This window comes from Novosphingobium sp. 11B (assembly GCF_054589055.1).
On sequence record NZ_BAAILP010000161.1, the window covers coordinates 15,512 to 35,103 of the forward strand.

Below are 19,592 nucleotides of genomic sequence, written 5' to 3' on the forward strand. Positions count from 1 at the left end.
ATCGCAGGCTCATCGCCCAGCGTCACCGCCTGCTCCACGCGGCCGATGAAGCGACTGCAGATGTAGCTTTCGTGGACGAAGCTGTCGCCAACCGAAAGCGCGCCCTTGCCCGCCAGATGCGCAAGCCGCGCCGACGTGCCGGTGCCGCAGGGGCTGCGGTCGATCGCCTTGTCGCCGTAGAACACCGCATTGCGTCCGTCCGCGCCGTCATGCTTCGGCTTGTCGGCCCAGAGGACATGGCTGACCCCGCGAATGGTGGGGTCGAGCGGATGGACCGGCTCGAACTTCGCACGCACCGCTTCGCGCACGCGGTCGCTGAGTTCGACGATACGCGCCGCGCCCAGATCGTCGAGGCCGGTGTACGCGCCCTGCGGCTCGACGATGGCGTAGTAGTTGCCGCCATAGGAGACGTCGATGGAGAGCGGGCCAATGCCCTCCACGTCCACTTCGATGCCGCGCGCGGCGACATAGGCGGGGACATTGGTGATCCGCACCGAAGTGACCTTTGCGCCTTCCACTTCGTAAGCGATCTCGATGGTGCCGGCGGGCACTTCCACCTTCAGGCGGCCAGGCACCGCAGGCTGGATCAGGCCATGTTCGAGACCGAAGGTGACGATGCCGATGGTGCCGTGGCCGCACATCGGCAGGCAGCCGCTGGTCTCGATGAACAGGATACCGATGTCGTTCGCGGGGTCGACCGGCGGATAGAGGAACCCACCCGACATCATGTCATGACCGCGCGGCTCGAAGCACAGGCCGGTCCGGATCCAGTCGAAACGCGCCAGGAAATCCTGCCGCCGCTCGGACATCGAGGCGCCCTTCAACAGCGGCGCCCCGCCCGCCACGAGGCGGACGGGGTTACCTGCCGTATGACCGTCGATGCAGAAGAAAGTATGCCGCATCGATGCTCCTTCAGGCTGCCGTCAGAGCGGCGGGCGCCGAGGGGGTGAGGTCCGGACGGGTCGCAGCGGCCTTCTCGACCATCGCGATCACTTCGGCGCGGCGCTCGCCCTCGAGCACGTAGCGCGGAGGCAGCACGCGTTCCGAACCACGACCCATGACTTCCTCGGCCAGCTTGATCGACTGGACGAGGTCATGTTCGGCGTCAAGGTGGAGGAGCGGCATGAACCAGCGGTAGATTTCGAGCGCCTTGGCATGGTCGCCGCGTTCGAAGGCGTTGACCAGCTCAACCGATTCCTTCGGGAAGGCGTTGGTCAGGCCCGAGACCCAGCCCTGCGCGCCGAGGTAGAGCCCTTCCAGCGCCACGTCGTCGAGCCCTGCGAAGAGGACGTAGCGATCGCCGAACTCGTTCTTGAAGTCGGTGAAGCGGCGGGTGTCGGGCGCGGATTCCTTGACCGCGACAATGTTCTTCACATCGACCAGCGCCGCCAGCACGTCCTTGTCGATGACGGTGCGGTAAGCGGGCGGGTTGTTGTAGAGCATGATCGGCAGCGCAGTGCTGTCCGCCACGCCCTTGAAGTGGTTCACCAGTTCATGCGCCTTGGGCACGTAGACCATCGGCGGCAGCAGCATCAGGCCGTCTGCGCCCACCTTCTCGGCCGCCTGCGCATAACGCGCCGCGCGGCGGGTGTCGTATTCCGAGCAGCCGGTGATGACCGGCACGCGCCCGTCGACGACTTCGACGATCGCCGAGAGAACCTGGACCTTTTCCTCGAATTCCAGCGAGTTGTTCTCACCCACGGTGCCGAGCGCGATCACGCCCGTGACACCGTCACGGATGAGATCGTCGACGACGCGCTGGGTGTCCGCCAGATCGATCGACAGGTCCGCGCGAAGCTGCGTGGTAACTGCCGGGAAAACACCCTTCCAACCGATTGCCATGTATGTTCGTCCTGCTATGCGTTAACTTGAAATATCGTATACGATATTATTTCTGGCGGAGCAATGGCCTTTTCGCATCTGCACGCAGATTACTCCTGCAGATTTTCCGGCACCGGATCGTCGATATCGCCCGAGAACGGGGCAAGATGATCGATGATGCAGGCGGGGCCCGGAATCTGCGAAGCGCTGATGACTGCTCGAATCCGATCGCCTTCGCAAACCAGATCGCCGCCTGGCTCAACGCTCAGGCTCGCGAGTGGATTCAGCTTGCGGCAGGCATCGCCCTTGAAAACGGCGATGTAGGAACGACGAGGATCGGGCTGCCCTCGAAAGTACACTCGCCCATCATCACGTACAGTCGGGCCGGCCAAGTTCGAACGCAGCACACATGGCCGCCGCGGCGCGGATTGCGATGCCCTCTCAGGCTTTCGCGCTGCACGACCCGACGCGGCAGCCCCCGAGGTCAACGCAAACAGCACAGCGACAGCACCGGCCATTGCGAGCGAACTTGCCAGTCTCTTCACGGTGATCCTTTCGGAAATGCATAACGGGAAGGCAGAATTGAAAACGACCGCGCCATGGGAATGGCGCGGTCGCTCTCGGGTCATGGCGTGAGGGACAGGTCTTGCGCCATGAGGGTCATCAGAAGCGGAAGCGCACGCTGCCCTGCACGGTGCGCGCAAGAGTACGCACGCCCAGCGGGAGCAGTTCCTGGCTGCCGTGATAGCGGAACACGTCGTTGCCCAGGATGTTCGACGCCTCGACCGAGAGCGTCATAAACGGCACCGGCGTATAGTTCACCGCCGCATCGAGCTTGGAGGTGCTGCCGTTATAGGGCGAATAAGTGGCGTCGCCATTGTCCAGCCAGACACCCAGACGATAGGACGAACGATAATTGTACGCGACGCGGGCGCTGAAGCTGGGCGTGTCGTAGAACAGCGCGGCGTTGGCGGTCCACTTCGAGGTGTTGGGGGAATCGAACTCGCCGGGGAAGCTTTCCTCCGCAGCATATTCGACCCGCGCCTTCATCATGTGCGAGGCGTTGAGGCTGACGCCGAAGTTGCGCAGGATGCCAGGCGCGAAGTCGAAGAAGGTCTGGAACGTGCCCTCCAGCCCTGCGAAAGTGCCGTCGCCGACGTTGCGCAGCTGCTCGACGTAGCCGAACGAGGCGCCTGCGTAATCGTCGAGGTTGATGCCGTAGGAGAGCATCTCGTCACGCGATGCCTGCTCGCGGCTGTAGAGCAGGAAGCCCGTCGCCTTCTTGTAGTAGCCCGCCAGCGAGATCTGGCCGCCACGGCCGAAGTAGTACTCGGCGCTGACGTCGAAGGCCTGCTCGCGCTGGGCCTTGAGCTTGGGGTTGCCCGCATAGACGATCGGCGGGTTCGACGACGTGTTGAGCGAGTAGAACGGGCGCATGTCGTAAAAGCCGGGGCGCTGCACGTTCGTCGAGTACGACAGGCGCAGCTGGGCCTTGGGCGTGAAGTGGACCACGGCCGAAACGGTCGGCAGGATGTCGAAGTAGTTGCCCGAACCCGGCGATTCCTCGACGATCTCCTGATTGCCGTTGGCCGCGTTGCCGGGACGGTAGTTGAAGCTCTGCGAAGTACCCCAGGTGTTGGTGTAGCGCACGCCGGCAAGACCATCGACGGGGATGGTTCCGATGTCGAACGCATAGTTGATCTGGGCGTAGGCGGCGAAGTTCTTCTCGTTGGAGCGGAACGTCTGCCCCTGGTCGCTCGGCGGATAGATACTGGAGAAACGCGTCGCGTTCGCCGGGTCTGTCTGCTGGATCAGTTCGCGGTAGGCATCGATGTTGGCGAGCACCGCCGCGCCCGGGATACGATACCACTGCGTCGTCGCACCGCCGATGTCGGGACCGACCATCGACGCATCGTCGTAGCCGGGGAACATGCTGAGCGGCGCATAGGCGCCGTTTACGCGCGGGAAGCCGTCACGGTAGCCGTAGTAGCGGCTCGTCCGGCGCTGGTTGAAACGGCCGCCGACCTGCAGGTTGCGTAGGAAGCCGGTCTCGCTGACGGTCAACGTCAGGTCGGTCTGTGCGGCGAACTCCTTGTTCCTGGAGCCGCCACGGTTGTCCTGGAAGCGCTCGACGCCGTACGCCGACAGGTCGTTGAGATCGACACCGTTGAAGGTGATCGACGGCACGCCCTTGCTGTAAAGGTTCGACGCGAAATCGACGCTGGCGGAGCGGATCACACCCGGCTTGATGATCGATTCGACGAAGTAGTTGCCCTCGTTCGACCAGTTGTACTGAACGCTGCTGTTGATCTGCACCCGATCGGAGCGCCAGTGCGCCTCGAAATTGGTCGTGTAGAGGTTCGAGTGGATCGTGTTGTACAGGCTGTCGATGCCCGCCGCGAGACCGTTCGGATTGGTGAGCGTAACCGACTTCACCGTCTTGCCGTCCGGCATCAGCACGAGGTCGCTGTACGTGCCGACCTGCATGTCCTGCACGTAAAGGCGTTCGACCGACCGCTTTTCACGCGACCCCAGGTAGCTGCCCTCGATCACGAAATCGAGCTTGTCGCTGGCGCGCCACTGCAGCACGCCGTTGATCGACGGGCGCTTCACGCTGCCCTGCTCGATGCCGTACTGGGCGCGGTAGGGGATGACGATAGTGCCGTCGGTCGTCGCGACCTTGAACGGCGATTCGCTCTCGATGAAGTTCTCGCGGTAGTTGGTCTTGGTCATCGATGCGTTCACGAGAACGCCGATTTCCCCGATGCCGGTTTCGAACCGGTCGGCGAGCAGCAGGCTGCCGTAAGGGCTGACCTTCTTGGAGATATCATCGTAGGACCCGCGGATGCTGCCCGCGACGGTCAGGCCCTTCTTCATGTCGAACGGGCGGCGCAGTTCGACGTTGACGGCGCCGGCGATGCTGCCTTCGACCTGATCCGCCGAGCGGGTCTTGTAGACGTCCACCTGCTTGAGCAGTTCGGCGGGAATGTCGGAGAGGTTGAGCGAGCGGCCGTCGCCAAGGTTGGTGTTGTTGCCATTCACGGTCGTCTGCGCGCCGGACAGACCGCGAATGACGACGCTCTGCCCCTGGCCGCGCGCACGGTCGATCTGGACGCCGGTAACGCGCGCAAGCGCTTCGGGAACGTTGTTGTCAGGCAGCTTGCCGACGTCTTCGGCGACGACGGAATCTACGATCTGCTTGGAGTTCTTCTTGTTGGTGGTCGCGGCCTCTACGCTGCCGCGCACGCCGGTCACGACGATGTCGGCCTTGGGCGCATCACCTTCGGAAATTGCGGCATCTGTTGTCTGAGCAATGGCGGGCGCACCCACCAGCACGAGCATGGCTGACGACAGCGCCGTGGAGAACTTCAAAGCTTCGTGAAATCTCATGACAAACCCCCTGTTTGAAATGTCTGGCGCCTTGGAATGACGCCTTAACTTATATCGTATACTTCTTATGGTATCTGAATCGAGTCAAGCTGATTGTTGCGGGTTGATGAATTTTTAGTCGGACAAAATATGCAGCGAAGCGACAGTGGCGCATTATGAAAAAAGGCGCGGGCTTTGAACCCGCGCCTTTCCATGTAACCTCGTGTAAAAGGCTCTCTCGCAGCGTGCGATCAGTTGCAGGGAACCGGTGGCGGCCCTTCGCCGCGAACGACCACCGGCCGTGCAGCGGGTACCAGCATTTCCCACTCCTGCACCGCCAGAGCCGCATACGTCTTCCCATCCGTAGCGGCATCCATGACAGCGCGCATGCAGCGTGTCGTGACGGGCTTGAAGGCGATATCCTGCCAGTCGTCAGTGGCGACACCATAGCGCCCGACAGCGCGCACTGGCTTCCAGCCGTCCTTGCCCGAAGTGCTCCAATATTCGAGATGCCAGACCTTCGGCGGCGCCACGCCGACGCCGGAACCCGCAGGCTGATCGTTCCAGAAGCGGATGCGCGAACCGTCGATCGTCACGGGCTCGTCCCAGCGGTATTCGATCCATTGGCGTGGCGGATTGACCGGTGTCCAACTGCCCCACATGTCCGGCGGCAACGGAGCCGCCTTGACGATCCCGTCGTTCAGCGACCTGATCCAGAATTGCACCGGCACCGGATCGTTCGAGGCCGTCGCCCATGCCGCGCGGGCGACGTTGCGTGAGGGCAGGATGGGCGGCTGGAGGCGCCGGGTCGGAACGACGGGGAGAATGCGGGCGGGCGTCACGCCATCGTCCCACTCCATACGGTCGAGCGCCACGCTGCGGCGGAAATGCCCGCCGCCGGCCGCATCGGCCGTATGGTAGGCGAGATACCACTGCCCCTTGAATTCCACCGCGCCGGAATGCGATGTAGTGGAAGAAACCGGCCTCAGGATCACGCCGCGATACGTCCATGGCCCCATCGGCGAAGGTGCGGTGCCGTAAGCGATGCATGCATGGTAGACGGCAGGCGTGCAGTCCGATGCCGGACCAGCTTTATTGCCCGCATAGAGCATATAATATGTGCCCTTTCGCTTCATGATCCACGGCGCCTCGAAGAAGCCGTCCACGCCCTCGACCTTCCATTCCGCACCTTTGGGCGTAACCATGTCACGCGCCAGTTCCATGCCGCGCAGCTTTCCGAATGTGCCCCAGTAGATGTAGACCCGCCCGTCGTCGTCGATCATGACGGTGGGATCGATGTTCTGGATATCGTTCGCCTCGGGCACCCGCTGCGAGATGATCGGCCCTGCAGGATGCGCGTCGCGCCACGGTCCGGTGGGACTGTCGGCCACTGCAACGCCGATCGCGAACCGGTCCTGCGCATCGCTCGTCTTTTCCAGTACCGGGGCGTACAGATAATAGCGCTTATCCGGCCCCTGAATGATCTGACCCGCATAGGCGCGCGCCTGCTCGGCCCAGGCGAAGACGTTCTCCGGCTTGATGATCGCGGGATAATGCGTCCACTTGCCCGAGGCCGGATCGGCGGTCTTCAGCAACTGCCACTCGGGCATGATGAAGTCGTTGACGTCCGGTGCTGCTTCGTCACGCCCTGCAAGAATCCACAGCGCGCCATCCGCCACAAAGGGCGCCGGGTCAGTGGAATAGTAGTCCCCGTCCGCAAGGATCGGATTTCCCGGCACGGTCATTTCGCGCACCTCCTGCGCCCCGGCCGAAGCGGTCAGCACAGTTGCGGCAAGACTGGCGGCAAGGATGTGCAGGTGGCGATCATTCCTCATCCGGATAAGGCCCCTTGCCGCCGTCCTTGATGAGCGTGTCGACGCGCTGGTCGATCAGCGGCAGCGGCACGCCGCCCAGCTCCAGCACCGCATCGTGGAAGGCGCGGATGTTGAACTTCGGTCCCAGCGCCTTCTCCGCCTTGTGGCGTCCGTCGATGAAGGCGAGCTGCCCCATATAGTAGGACAAAGCCTGTCCGGGCCAGGAGATGTAGCGGTCCACCTCGGTCTCGATCTCGTGATCGGACAGGGCAGTATTGTCGCGCAGGTACGCCTGCGCCTGCTCGCGCGACCAGCCCATCGCATGGATGCCTGTATCGACGACGAGGCGCGAGGCGCGCCAGGCCTGATAGCTGAGCATGCCGAACCGGTCGTACGGCGTCTCGTACATGTCCATGTCCTCGCCCAGCGCCTCGCAGTAGAGCGCCCATCCCTCGCCATAAGCGGGAAGGTAGGTATCACGGCGGAAGGCGGGCAGGTCGAGGTTCTCCGCGGCAAGCGGCATCTGCCAGGCGTGGCCCGGCGCGCTTTCGTGCAGGGTCAGCGCGATCTGCGAGTAGAACGGGCGTGAAGGCAGGTCGTAGGTGTTGACCGAATAGATCCCCGGACCGCCGCGTCCACCGGTATAGAACGGCGCAATGTCGTCCGGCACCGGCTTGATGGCGAAGCGGCTGCGCGGCATGCGTCCGAAGAACTGGTCCGCCTTGCCGTCGAAGGTCTTGGCGATCCATGCGGCGCGATAGAGCAACTCGTTCGGGGTCTTTGGATAGAACTGCGGGTCGGTGCGCAGGAAGTGCAGGAACGCCTTGAGGTCGCCCTTGAACGCGACCTGTTTCATCACCTCGTTCATCTGCGTGCGGATGCGCGCCATCTCGGAAAGGCCGATCTGGTGGATCTCCTCCGGGCTCTTGTCGAGCGTGACGAACTCGCGGATCTTCGAGCGATAGTACGCCTCGCCATCGGGGAGGGCATAAGCGGCCAGCGACTTGCGCGCGCCGATCTCGTACTCGCCGCGCATGAAGGCGAGCAGCTTGGCATGGGCCGGAACGACGCCTTCGGTGATCGCCTTGCGGGCTTCGGCGCGCAGCTTTTCCTGCTCATCCGCCGGGATGGTCGAGGGCAGGCGTACGAACGGTTCGTAGAACGGTGAGGCTTCCGCCGTCTTCGCCTGCACCACCAGTTCGATACCCTTATCACGCCCGGTGAGCGTGACCTGCGGGGCGGAGAAACCGCGCGCGAGCCCTGCGCGCATGTTGATGATCTGCTGGTCGTAATAGCGAGGAATGCCGCGCAGCATTTCCAGATAGTCGTCCGCTGCGGCCTTGTCCTTCAGCGGATTGCGGGCCCAGTCGGCAAGGTCGCCCCAGAAGCTGGTGTCGGCGTTGAAGGGCTTCTCGTAGTCACGATACTGCTGCGATGCGAGCAGCGCGTCGATCTGGCCCTTGTAAACCGCGAAGTTGATGCGGTTGGCGGGAGAGAGCCGGTCCTGCCAGATTGCGGAAAGCTGCTTCTCGACCTTCTCCCAGCATGCCAGCCGTTGCGCCTGCGCCTCCGGCCCGACGTCGGGCAGTGCAATCTTCGCATCCTTCGGCGTATCCTCGCAGGGGCCGAACTGCTTTTGGCGCCATTCGTATTCGGCCATGTAGATCGCTTCGAAGGCCTTGTCCGCGCCGCTTTCCTTCACCGACGCCTCGACTTTCGCCACTGCGGGCGCGGCGACGAAGGCCGCAGGCACTGCCGCAAGGGCGGCCCCGGCCATGAGCATGGTCCGTGCGACCGTTCCGTTCACGTCATTTCCCCTTTCGAGAACTTCCAGAATATCCTGATGAAGCTGCGCCGGAATGCGCAGCCCTTCCGCGTCCGATCGCGCCCGCGCAAGCAAGCGGCGCGATCCGGGAAGGCGTGCGCCCTGCGCTTCGATCGCGGTGAACATCGCCTCGGCCCGGCGCAGGTGGTCCTGCACTCCGGCGCCGAGGAAGCCTGCCGGATCGATCACGACGATCAGTTCGCCGCCCAGCGGAGAGCCGCCGCGCCCCTCATCGGCCGCCAGCGATTCCGCACTGGTCATGTCGCCGATCAGCGGCCCCGCGACGAGTTCGACCAGCGCCGCCAGCGCCGATCCCTTGTGCGCGCCGAACGTGCGCATGGCGCCGTCCAGCACCGCCTTCGCGTCGGTCGAAGGGTTGCCCTCGGCGTCATAACCCCAGTCCGCCGGAATCGCCTTCTCCGCGCGGCGGTGCAGTTCGATCTCGCCGCGCGCCACCGCGCTCGTCGCGAAGTCGAACACGAACGGAGCCTTATCCGGGCGCGGCCAGCCGAACGCGATGGGGTTGGTGCCGAAGACCGGCTTCGTGCCGCCTTCCGGCGCCACCCAGGCATGACTGGGGGTGAATGCCAGCGCGACCAGCCCCTGCTCCGCCAGCGCCTCGACCTCGGGCCAGAGCGCGGCAAAGTGCACCACGTTGTTGAGCGCCATGGCGGCAATGCCGTAACGCTTCGCCTTCTCCACCAGCAGCGGCATGCCTTGCGCGAAGGGAAGCTGGGCGAAACCGCCCTTCCCATCCACCCGCACCAGCGCAGCGGCGGGCTCGCTCACTTCCGGCACGGCATCGGGCACGACGACGCCGCGCTCCACCGAGTTGGCCGCCACCAGCAGGCGATAGAGCCCGTGCGAGGTGCATCCGTCGCGCTCGCCCGAAACCATCGTCTGCGCCACGGCGGCGGCATGGTCCGGCGCCAACCCCCATGCCTGCAGTACCGTGCGGGCAAGGTCGTCGGCTTCCGCCAGCGTCAGGGCAATCTGGTCGGCGTCGCTCACTGTGCGGTGCCGGCCTTCGCGGTGAACAGGCGCACGCCGAAGACCGGCCCGGCGGAACTGCGGTCGGCAGGCACGAAGCGTACCTTGACGCTGCTCTTGCCCTTGGTCAGCGCCTCGGGCAGCGGATAATCGACGTCGAAGAACTTGCCCGGACGGTCGTTGTCCAGCTTCTGCGTCGCGATCTTCACATCATCGACGATGATGTCGAACGTACGCGACCGCTCGCTGCCCCAGTAGCTGGCCTGCAGCAACAGCGGGCCCGGCTTCACCTTCATGGTGAACTCGAAGTACCCGCCCGAGCGCGCGTCGCGCCCGTTGCGGCCCCGGTATGAGGCCGGGTACGAGAGTTCCGAGGTGAGGTTGTGGTCACGCTCGGGCTGCATCTCGCCAAGGTGCATGATGTCGATCGAGCGGGCGGCAATATCCTTCTGACGCGCCTGCTCGGCCAGGAACGCGGCTTCCTCGGTCTTCCAGCCGCTTTCAGAGAAGCGCTTGAAATAGACCGCGCTGCGACGCTCGTACTGGCTGTAGAACGGCACGAAATTCAGGTTGCCCGGACGGATGATGCCGGTTGTCTGGAAACGCGGGCGATCCGAAACCATCGGCGTGAAGGCCGCCAGCGGGTTCTCTCCGACCATGGCCGGTTCCACGCCGGTCCATTCGGTCTCGGTCGGGCCGAGATCGGCAGCAAGCACCATCGGGCCGCGCACCACAGCGACGACATCGTCCGAACCGGCGGCAGCCTCCAGACGCAGTTCCAGCGGCAGGTCGAGCGCGATGACATCGCCCTTCTTCCAGCGCCGGTCGATGAAGGCATAGCCATTGGTGGCGCTGGCGGAGACGGGCGAGCCGTTGACGGTGATCGTGGCCTTGCCGCCCGTCCATGCCGGAATGCGCAGCGCCACCCGGAACTTGCCCTGCTTCACCGCGTCGAGCGTGAAGCGGATGCCCGGCTTGAAGGGATATTCGGTGTCGATCGTCGCGGCGACGCCCTTGGCCTTCCACTCCATGCTGGCGGGGATGTAGAGGTTGACGAACAGTGTATCGCCGCCTTCCCAGAAGATGGAATCGCCGTGCTTGGCATGGCTTTCCATGCCGGAGCCGACGCAGCACCAGAACGCCTCTTCGCCCGGCCCCGAATACCCGCGCGCGGCGCCGCTCATCATTGGCGTCATGTACGTGAAGCCGCCCGTCGCCGGGTTCTGCGCCGAAAGCACATGGTTCAGATGCGCGCGCTCGTAATAGTCGAACAACGCGCCGTCCGGCTGCCACCCATAGAGCTGGCGCGTCAACTTGAGCATGTTGTAGGTGTTGCAGTGCTCGCAGGTCGATTCCGTGAGGTGCAGCGCCACGGTGTCCGGCTCGAAGAAATATTCGCGGTCCGCATTGCCGCCGATGACGTAGCTGTGGTGCTGCGTCACCCGTTCCCAGAAGAAGCGCGCGGCGCGGCCCGGGTCTTCCTTGCCGGTCAGTTCGTGAATGCGGCCAAGGCCGATCAGCTTGGGCACCTGCGTATTGGCGTGGAAGTTGGCAAGCTTGTCCTCCTGCGCCACCAGCGGGGCGAGCACCCGGTTGTCGAAGATGCGCTCCGCTACCTTGAGCCAGCGCAAGTCGCCGGTCTGGGCGTAGAGTTCGGCGTAGCTTTCGTTGAGGCCGCCATATTCGCAGCCCAGCAGTTCCTGCATCTGCGCATCGTCGAGCGCGGCGAAGACCTTCTCGAAATACCCGCCAAGGCCGATCACCACTTCGAGCGCACGAGCATTGCCCCAGGCCGCGTGAACGTCGAGCAGCCCCGCGAAGTACTTGTGCACGGTGTAGAGCGGCGACCACGAACCATTGAGGTCGAACCCACCCGACTTGATCTGCCCCTTCATCACTTCGGGGAAGATCGCCTCGCCATCGACGATCTTGCCGTCCTTGGTCTTGCGGCCCAGCGCGCCGATGTAGCCATCGCTGCGCTTCGACTGGTACAGCGCCAGTTCGTCGACGATGTAGTCCGCACGGCGGCGGCATTCGGGGTTGCCGGTCTGCTGCCAGCCGAGCACCAGCGCGGTCATGTAGTGGCCGAGAGTGTGACCGGCGATCGTGTCTGATTCCCAGCCGCCGTAGATCGGCGCCTTGGGCTCGAGACCTGCATACTTCCGGAAGTTGTGCAGAAAACGGTCGGGGCTGAGCGACATCAGGTAGTCGATGTTCACCTCGACCGCCGTCGCGAAGGGGGACGGGCGCAGCCGCACGTCGGTGAGCGGCAGGGGCTTCGCGCGCAGCGGAACCTTGGGCGCGACGATGGCCGCAAAGCCCTTCAGGGGAACCGAGCAGATCGCCAGCGCCGCCACACCCGCCATCCATTCGCGCCGATTGGCTTTCATGCCCTCATAACTCCTATCGAATATCGTATACGTTATTGATAGAAGGCAGGCAGGGAGAGTCAACCCCGCTTCGGTCGTGCTGTTGGAGACGGTAGCGGAAACTCAGCGGCGAAGCGCGATCCGGGTGTCGGCGTGGGCCAGTTCTATCAAGGCGATCATGGCCTTGCGCGCCTGCTTCGGATTCGCCTCGGCGATCTGGGTGTAAAGCGCGCGATGCTCGGGCATGGCATTGCGCGGCGATCCGTCGAGCGCCTGCTTGATCGCCGTTGTGGAGGCGATCGCGGTGGAGATCGAGTTGGACAGGGCCAGCAGCATCTCGTTGCGGGTCGCCTCCATCAGCAGTTCGTGGAAGCGGATATCGGCGGCGCGCCCCTTGGGCGTGGACAGGGTGAAGCGCTCCATCGCGTCGAGCGCATTGGCCATGTCGACCAGCTGCCCCTCATCGCGGCGCATGGCGGCCATTTCCGCCGCCTGGGGTTCAACCACAAGACGCAGTTCGAACAGGTCGCGCAGGAATTCGTCGTTGGCGCCGCACTGTATCTGCCAGCCGAGCACGTCGGGATCGAGCAGGTTCCACTTGCGGCGTTCATTGATCCGCGTGCCCGCCTTGGGCCTGCTGCTGACCAGACCCTTGGCGGTGAGCATGCGGAACGCCTCGCGCAGCACGGAGCGCGACACGCCCAGCATCTCGGCATGTTCGACTTCGGCCGGAAAGACCTGACCGGGAATGGCTTCGCCACTGACGATCTGCGTCGCCAGCCGCTGAGCCACGACATGGTGCAACCGCCCGCTAGGCAACGGCAGCGCCGCCGTTTCCTCTCCCGTAACCCTCTCTGCCATCCTGTACGCGTTCCTTAATTACCGCATCCGTGTAACACGCATCAGCGGCAAGGAAAGGTGGAAAAGATCGGATCATATATCGTATAATGTTCTTGACGCATGCATGACCTCCCTTCATGAACGACCTGCACTTCCAAATAGACGACGGGCCTCAGCTGTGAGCATTTCTCTTTCCTGCATGTCCCGATCGATCAGCCTTGTTGCGCTGGCATGCGCCTGTGCACCGGCCGCCGCTCAAGCCAGACCTACGGCATCCGTGACGCAAGCTCCTGTCAGTATCGCCCAGCGTTATGCGACCGCAGATGCGTTCCTCGGCAATGCGCTTAGCGACCTCATCGACAACGCCGACATCGCACCGCGCTTCGTTGATGGCGGCTTGTTCTACCGCACCGGCAACCGCCTCGATCAGCACTACCGCTTGCTCGACCTTTCAACACGCAAGGAGCGGGAAGTCGCCACGACCGCGAGCCTGCTTGCCGCGCTGTCTGCCGCGAAGGGGGAAACGGTGTCTCTTGACGCGGCGCGGATTACCGAAGTCGAGTACGATCCCGCGAAGGACACCCTGAAGCTGCGCGCCTTCGACGGGGCCTTGTGGAGCATCGACGCCGCAGGCAAAGCCGCCGAAATCGAGAAGGTGGGCCACCGCGAACTCGACCTTCTCTCTCCCGACGGCAAGACCCGGATCATCGCACGCGCTTTCAACCTGATCGCCGTGGACGTCGCCAGCGGGCGCGAAGTGGCGCTGACCACCGACGGCACGCGCGAGCAGCCTTACGGCCGCTCCATTCCCGAACTGTCCGATATCCTGCGCGAAGGCACCGAGGAACCGGCGATGCCGGTATCGGCGCAATGGTCGCCCGACAGCCGCTACCTGCTCAGTTGGCGCCTCGACACGCGCGAGGTCCGTAAGCTTTCGATCACGCAGCAGAATCCTCCTGGCGAATTCTACCCGCGCAGCTTCTCCTACATCTATCCGCTGGCCGGAGGCGAGAAGCTCCCCCAGGCGACCCGCTTCTTGATCGACATGAAAGCGGCGATGAAAGCCGGCAAGGCGCGGATTGTGCCGATCCAAATGCCGGCGGAATCGATCCTCTACCCCTCGCCACCCGACATGGGCTGGGTGGACGGCAAGCCGCGCATGCAGTGGACCGAACGCGGCTATGCGCAGCAGGCCGTCTACACCGCCAATCCCAAGACAGGCGAGGCTCGCATCGTCGCGCATGAGGTGGTCAAGCCGGTGGTCACGGTCACCTCCAGCGCACTGATGCCCGCGCCGGAACTGGGCGGCGAACTGGCGATCTCCGAACGCTCGGGCTGGGCTCAGCTCTACCTCGTACGGCCCGATGCACCCGATGGCGGCACTGCGCTGACGCAGGGTCAGTGGGAAGTGCTCTCGGTCGACAACGTGGCGCAGGACAAGTCGTCGCTGATCGTCACCGGCGTGGGGCGCGAGGCGGAGCGCAATCCCTACTGGCGCGCACTCTACAAAGTACCGGTCAATGGCGGCGCGCTCACCGAACTGACGCCCGAACCGCTCGATCACGATGCGCATGTATCCCCGGACGGCGCGTGGATCGTCGATCAGATGTCCAGCCCCACCTCGCCGACCCGGGCGGTGCTGCGCGACGGGAAGACCGGACGCATCGTCATGGAACTGGCGAAGGCCGACGACAGCCGGCTGCGCGCCAAGGGCTATACCGCGCCGGAACCGTTCAAGGGTCTGGCAGCAGATGGCAAGACGCCGATCTACGCCATGATCCTGCGCCCGGCGAACTTCGATCCCAAGCGCAGCTATCCGGTGATCGACAACGTCTACACCGGCCCCACCACCACGGACGTGCCCGCTACCTGGAGCGACGCGCGGCGGGTGGGCGGCAACAGTCTGGCGCAGATCGGCGCGATCGTGGTGATGATCGACGGCACCGGCACGTCGCGGCGCGGACAGGCATTCCGCCTTCCCGCCTTCCAGAACCTGGGTGAAGTCGGCCTCGACGATCACATCGCCCTGATCCGCCAGATGGCGGCGAAGTATCCTTACATGGACACCACCCGCGTGGGAGTGTTCGGCGGTTCGGCGGGCGGCTACGACACCGCGCGCTTCGTGCTGCGGCGCCCGGACTTCTTCAAGGTCGGCGTTTCGGCATCGGGCAACCATGACCTGCGGCTTGACAAGACCTGGTGGCCCGAAGTTTCCATGGGCAATCCGGACACGGCGACCTGGGAGCGCAATTCCAACATGTCGGTGGCAAGCCAGCTCAAGGGCCACCTGCTGCTGATCCACGGCGACATCGACGACAATGTGCCGATCACCGAGAGCTTCCGGCTCGCCAAGGCGCTGATGGACGCGGGGCGCGACGTCGACATGGTCGTGCTGCCCAACACCACGCACCGGGTCAACCAGCCGTTCTTCTTCAAGAAGCTGCGCGACTATTTCACCCAATACCTGCTGGGCGAAAGCCCGCCGCCGCTCGGCCCGGTCAAGCCGGTCGCTGGCCAGTAATCCCACGCGAGGACACCAAATGAAGCATCTCCTGAAGCCCCTGCCCTTCGTGGCGCTGATGTTGGCCGCCGTTCCCGCCGTGCTGCCCGCCGTCTCCGCTCATGCCGAGGAAAGCGAGCAGAAACCGAAGCCCGTCTTCCCGCCGATCCAAACGAACGCGCTGCGGACGCCCGCGTTCGACCTTGCCCTACGCGCCGATACGCAGACGCTTGCGCACCTCTCGCCCACCGGCGAGGGAGCGTTCGACTTCGTCCCCGCCAGCCGCGAGGCAGAACGAGCGGGCGACGGCTACGTCCACATCGGCGACATTCACGTACGCCTGAAGACCGCCGGATCGGACTGGCAGGATTTCTCCTCCGCCCATGCGCGCAAGCAGATCGCTGCGCTTGCGGGCGGCAATGGCGTGCTCGCCGCCGCCGACATTACCGCCTCGATGGGCGCGGGCATGCCGCTGCGCGTCGAGCGTCGCTGGGTGAACGATGCCGGCGTGCTGGCGATGCGCTTTACTCTGGTGAACACCAGCCAGGCGCCGGTCGAGATCGGCGGCCTCGGCATGCCGATGGTGTTCGACAACATCATCCTCGACCGCGATCTCGATCAGGCCCATGCGCAGGCGAGCTTCGTCGATCCCTATATCGGCCGCGACGCGGGCTATCTGCAGGTCACCCGCCTCAACGGACAAGGTCCGGCGCTGCTGGTACTGCCCGAAAAGGGTACGCCGCTCGAAGCCTACCGTCCGGTGCTGGAGGCGCGTGCCGCGCCCAAGGGTGACATCTTCACCGACCGCAGCCCGCGTTCCCAGGTGTCCGAAGGGTTCTACGACTGGACCGTCGCCAGCAAGGGCTTCGCCGAAAAGGAATGGGCCAAAGCGGGCGAGCAGTGGAACGCCCCCACCAGCTTCACCCTCGCGCCCGGCGAGAGCCGCACCATCGGCCTGCGCTTCGTGACTTCGCCCAGCGTGCGCGCGATCGAGGATACACTCGTTGCCCAGAAGCGCCCTGTCGCGGTGGGCATCCCGGGCTACGTGGTTCCGACCGACCAGACCGCCAGCCTGTTCCTCAAGTCGCCGAGCAAAGTGGCGAGCATCGAATCCTGGCCGGCGGGCGCACTGACGGCAATCGCCGACAAGGCCGGCAAAGCCCACAAGGGGGGCTGGGCGCGATACAACATCAAGGCCAGCGGTTGGGGCCAGGCACGCCTGACGGTGACATACGCGGACGGCCAGAAGCAGACCGTCAGCTACTACATCACCAAGCCGCTCGACACCGTGATGGCCGACATCGGCCACTTCACCACGACGAAGCAGTGGTTCGAGGGCAAGGGCGATCCCTTCCACCGCTCGCCCGCGATCCTGTCCTACGACCGTGAGGACAACAAGATCCTCACACAGGACGGCCGCGTCTGGGTCTCGGGCATGAGCGACGAAGGCGGCGCCGGTTCGTGGGTCGCTGCCGCGATCAAGCAGCTCGACAATCCGAATGCGGAGGAAGTCGCCAAGCTGGAACGGCTGGTCAACGAGACTGTGCTGGGCACCCTGCAGGTCTCGGACGGCCCGCAGGCAGGGGCGGTCAAGAAGAGCATCTTCTACTACGATCCGAAGGAATTCCCGGACTACTACGACCCGAAGATCAACTGGAAGAGCTGGACCGCGTGGTCGAAGAAGGACTCCGACGATCTCGGCCGGTCCTACAACTACCCCCACGTCGCGATCGGGCACTGGGTGCTTTACCGCCTTGCACGGGACAATCAGGGGCTGGTGAAGCAGCACGACTGGAAGTTCTACCTCGACTGGGCCTACCGCACGAGCGTCGCGATGATGCGCGATGCACCGTACTATGCGCAGTTCGGCCAGATGGAAGGCGACGTCTTCCTCGACATTCTGAAGGATCTCAAGCGCGAGGGAATGACCGCCGAAGCCACCGAGATGGAAGGCCTGATGAAGGGCCGCGCCGATCACTGGCGCACGCTCAAGTTCCCGTTCGGCAGCGAGATGGCGTGGGATTCCACCGGTCAGCCTGAAGTCTACGCCTGGATGCGCTATTTCGGCTATCAGCCGCAGGCCGACGTCACCCGCGAAGTGATCCTCGGCTACGACCCGACGATCCCGAGCTGGGGCTACAACGGCAATGCGCGCCGCTACTGGGACTTCCTCTACGGCGGCAAGGTCTCGCGCATCGAGCGGCAGATCCACCATTACGGCTCGGCGCTGAACGCCGTTCCCCTGTTCGACGCCTATCGCCAGAACCCCACCGACCTGCACCTCCTGCGCGTCGCCTACGGCGGCATGATGGGCGGGATCACCAACATCGATCAGGAAGGCTTCGGCTCGGCTGCGTTCCACTCCTGGCCCGACATGATGAAGTGGGACGTCATCACCGGCGACTACGGCATGGGCTTTTACGGCCACGCGATCACCTCGGCGAGCTACATCGTCAACGACCCGCAACTGGGCTGGCTGGGCTTCGGCGGCGATCTGGAGAACAAGGGCGCACAGGTCAGCTTGACTCCGAAGGACGGCGCCCGCCGCCGTCTGTTCGTGGCGCCCACAGGCCTGTGGATCACGCTGGAGGCAGGCCGTATCCAGAGTGCGGCCTACGATACGAAGTCCGGCAAGGTCGTGCTCACGCTCGATCCCGCCAGCGCCACTGCCCCAACCGCGCGCCTGCTGTTCGAGACGACGACCAGCGGCGGCCGGACTTACGCGACCTCCACCGGCACGGCGGACCGGGGTGGCTATGCGATCCCGCTGGGCGCTGCGGCAACCACCGTCACGCTGGCTCCGCGCTGACATGAAAGCGCTGCTTCAGGCATCGACACTCGCGCTCGCCGCCCTTCCCAACCCGGCGATCGCGGTGCCGGTGCCTGAAGCTCCGGCACCAACGGCCAGCCCCGCCTGCACGGCGGGAACATGGAGCGTAGCCGCGACCGACCCGTCCGACGCGGCGAACTCCGCCCTGCCTCTCCAGACGCAGAGCGCGCATTTCGCGCTGCACTGGAAGCCGGGCACGGTCTCCGACGCCGATGCGCAAGGGGCGGTGAAGCACCTCGAATGCGTGTGGGACTACTTCATCCGCACCTTGCACTTTCCCGAGCCGCACTGCGGGTCCACCAGCAAGCTGAAGGTCAATGCCTATATCGGCGTCGACTACGGACTGACCGGAGGCGCGGATTCCCTCGGCCATCCGGGTATGTGGATCGGCCCGGGCGCGCTGCGGGACCGTTTCGGGCTGGCGCACGAGCTGACCCACGCCCTCCAGGCCGCCACCGGCCACCTGATGGATTCGCCCTATACCGGCTGGCTGTTCGAGAGCCACGCCAACTGGATGACCGTGCAACTGCCGGAATTCCAGGACAACACGCATTGCTCGGTCCTGCTCAAGCAGTACCCGCATCTCTACTACGGCTCGACCCGGACGCGGTACTGCAACTGGCATTTCCTCGAATATATCAAGGACCGCCACGGCTTCGACGCGATCAACGCCATCTGGCGCGAAGCCCCCGGAACCGACGATCCGGCACACCTGTCGACCGATCCGTTCAGTGTACTTAAACGGCACCTAGGGTGGTCACAAGCGCAGCTTAACGACGCTTTCGGGGACTGGGCACTCCATAACGCAGGCTGGGACTACCCCGGCACGCGAGGCGCGGCCTTCCGCCGCGATTACGGCGGGTACGAACAGAACACCGGCCCGGGCATCCTCTCCACGACCGTGCTCGATCCGATCGATCTGGCGAAGCGCCGCTTCGCCGTGCCGGAAATGTGGGCCCCGCAGCGCTGGGGCTACAACATGGTCAAGCTACATCCCGATGTGGGCGCCGGCCGCGTGACGGTGTCGTTCCGAGGCGTCGTCCAGCAGGCGAGCGCCGCCGCTGCCCTGCCCGGGCTTGCCGACGAACCGGCGTCCGTTCCGCCGCCCGCCTCGGACTGGCGCTGGGGCCTCGTCGCTATCGGCGCCGATGGCGCGAGCCGCTACAGCCCGCTGCAGCGCGGCAGCAGCGCCAAAGCCTCGATCGCCCTGCAGCAGGGCGACACCGGGCTCTTC

Annotated in this window: 11 protein-coding genes; 3 read left to right on the forward strand and 8 right to left on the reverse strand. The window is 64.6% G+C overall.

Translation table 11 applies throughout. The features are described from left to right. From ACYPYD_RS14920 to ACYPYD_RS14955, 8 genes are all read right to left on the reverse strand, one after another. Positions 1-902 (reverse strand): 4-hydroxyproline epimerase (locus ACYPYD_RS14920; RefSeq protein ID WP_459663940.1); only part of this gene is annotated, 902 nt, incomplete at its 3' end. A gap of 10 nt (positions 903-912) precedes the next feature. Beyond that, positions 913-1,842 (reverse strand): dihydrodipicolinate synthase family protein, encoded by a 930-nt coding sequence (locus ACYPYD_RS14925; RefSeq protein ID WP_459663942.1) that lies wholly within the window; start codon positions 1,840-1,842, stop codon positions 913-915. An 89-nt stretch (positions 1,843-1,931) separates the two neighbouring features. Continuing rightward, positions 1,932-2,228 (reverse strand): hypothetical protein, encoded by a 297-nt coding sequence (locus tag ACYPYD_RS14930; RefSeq protein WP_211151770.1) that lies wholly within the window; start codon positions 2,226-2,228, stop codon positions 1,932-1,934. Positions 2,229-2,484: 256 nt separating this feature from the next. Further along, positions 2,485-5,211, reverse strand: a complete 2,727-nt coding sequence (locus tag ACYPYD_RS14935; protein WP_459663944.1) for a TonB-dependent receptor — start codon at positions 5,209-5,211, stop codon at positions 2,485-2,487. Positions 5,212-5,441: 230 nt separating this feature from the next. Next, positions 5,442-7,025 (reverse strand): family 43 glycosylhydrolase, encoded by a 1,584-nt coding sequence (locus ACYPYD_RS14940; protein WP_248006358.1) that lies wholly within the window; start codon positions 7,023-7,025, stop codon positions 5,442-5,444. Beyond that, a complete protein-coding gene (locus ACYPYD_RS14945; RefSeq protein WP_459663945.1) occupies positions 7,015-9,840 on the reverse strand; it encodes a DUF885 family protein in 2,826 nt (941 codons plus the stop codon). Before ACYPYD_RS14945 ends, ACYPYD_RS14940 begins: the two co-directional genes overlap by 11 nt. Further along, entirely contained in the window at positions 9,837-12,209 is a 2,373-nt protein-coding gene (locus tag ACYPYD_RS14950) for a glycoside hydrolase family 127 protein (protein ID WP_248006359.1), read from the reverse strand. The genes ACYPYD_RS14945 and ACYPYD_RS14950 overlap by 4 nt, the downstream gene beginning before the upstream one ends. 102 nt (positions 12,210-12,311) lie before the next feature. After that, on the reverse strand, positions 12,312-13,049 hold the full coding sequence (locus ACYPYD_RS14955) for a FadR/GntR family transcriptional regulator (RefSeq protein ID WP_211151772.1): 738 nt from the start codon (positions 13,047-13,049) through the stop codon (positions 12,312-12,314). Between the two features lie 256 nt (positions 13,050-13,305). Here ACYPYD_RS14955 and ACYPYD_RS14960 point away from each other — a divergent pair, with 256 nt between their 5' ends. The 3 genes from ACYPYD_RS14960 to ACYPYD_RS14970 form a co-directional block, all read left to right on the forward strand. After that, positions 13,306-15,549, forward strand: coding sequence for a S9 family peptidase (locus ACYPYD_RS14960; protein WP_459663947.1), 2,244 nt, complete (start codon positions 13,306-13,308; stop codon positions 15,547-15,549). Positions 15,550-15,568: 19 nt separating this feature from the next. Further along, entirely contained in the window at positions 15,569-18,337 is a 2,769-nt protein-coding gene (locus ACYPYD_RS14965) for a DUF5695 domain-containing protein (RefSeq protein WP_459663950.1), read from the forward strand. Between the two features lies 1 nt (position 18,338). Further along, the coding region (locus tag ACYPYD_RS14970) for a DUF6055 domain-containing protein (protein ID WP_459663953.1) at positions 18,339-19,592 on the forward strand (1,254 nt) is incomplete at its 3' end.

What these genes read in the sequence shown, in the direction of transcription:
- ACYPYD_RS14940 (WP_248006358.1), bottom strand. Translation starts at nt 7,025, where the DNA reads ATGAGGAATGATCGCCACCTGCACATCCTTGCCGCCAGTCTTGCCGCA.
- ACYPYD_RS14955 (WP_211151772.1), bottom strand. Translation starts at nt 13,049, where the DNA reads ATGGCAGAGAGGGTTACGGGAGAGGAAACGGCGGCGCTGCCGTTGCCT.
- ACYPYD_RS14935 (WP_459663944.1), bottom strand. Translation starts at nt 5,211, where the DNA reads ATGAGATTTCACGAAGCTTTGAAGTTCTCCACGGCGCTGTCGTCAGCC.
- ACYPYD_RS14965 (WP_459663950.1), top strand. Translation starts at nt 15,569, where the DNA reads ATGAAGCATCTCCTGAAGCCCCTGCCCTTCGTGGCGCTGATGTTGGCC.
- ACYPYD_RS14950 (WP_248006359.1), bottom strand. Translation starts at nt 12,209, where the DNA reads ATGAAAGCCAATCGGCGCGAATGGATGGCGGGTGTGGCGGCGCTGGCG.
- ACYPYD_RS14925 (WP_459663942.1), bottom strand. Translation starts at nt 1,842, where the DNA reads ATGGCAATCGGTTGGAAGGGTGTTTTCCCGGCAGTTACCACGCAGCTT.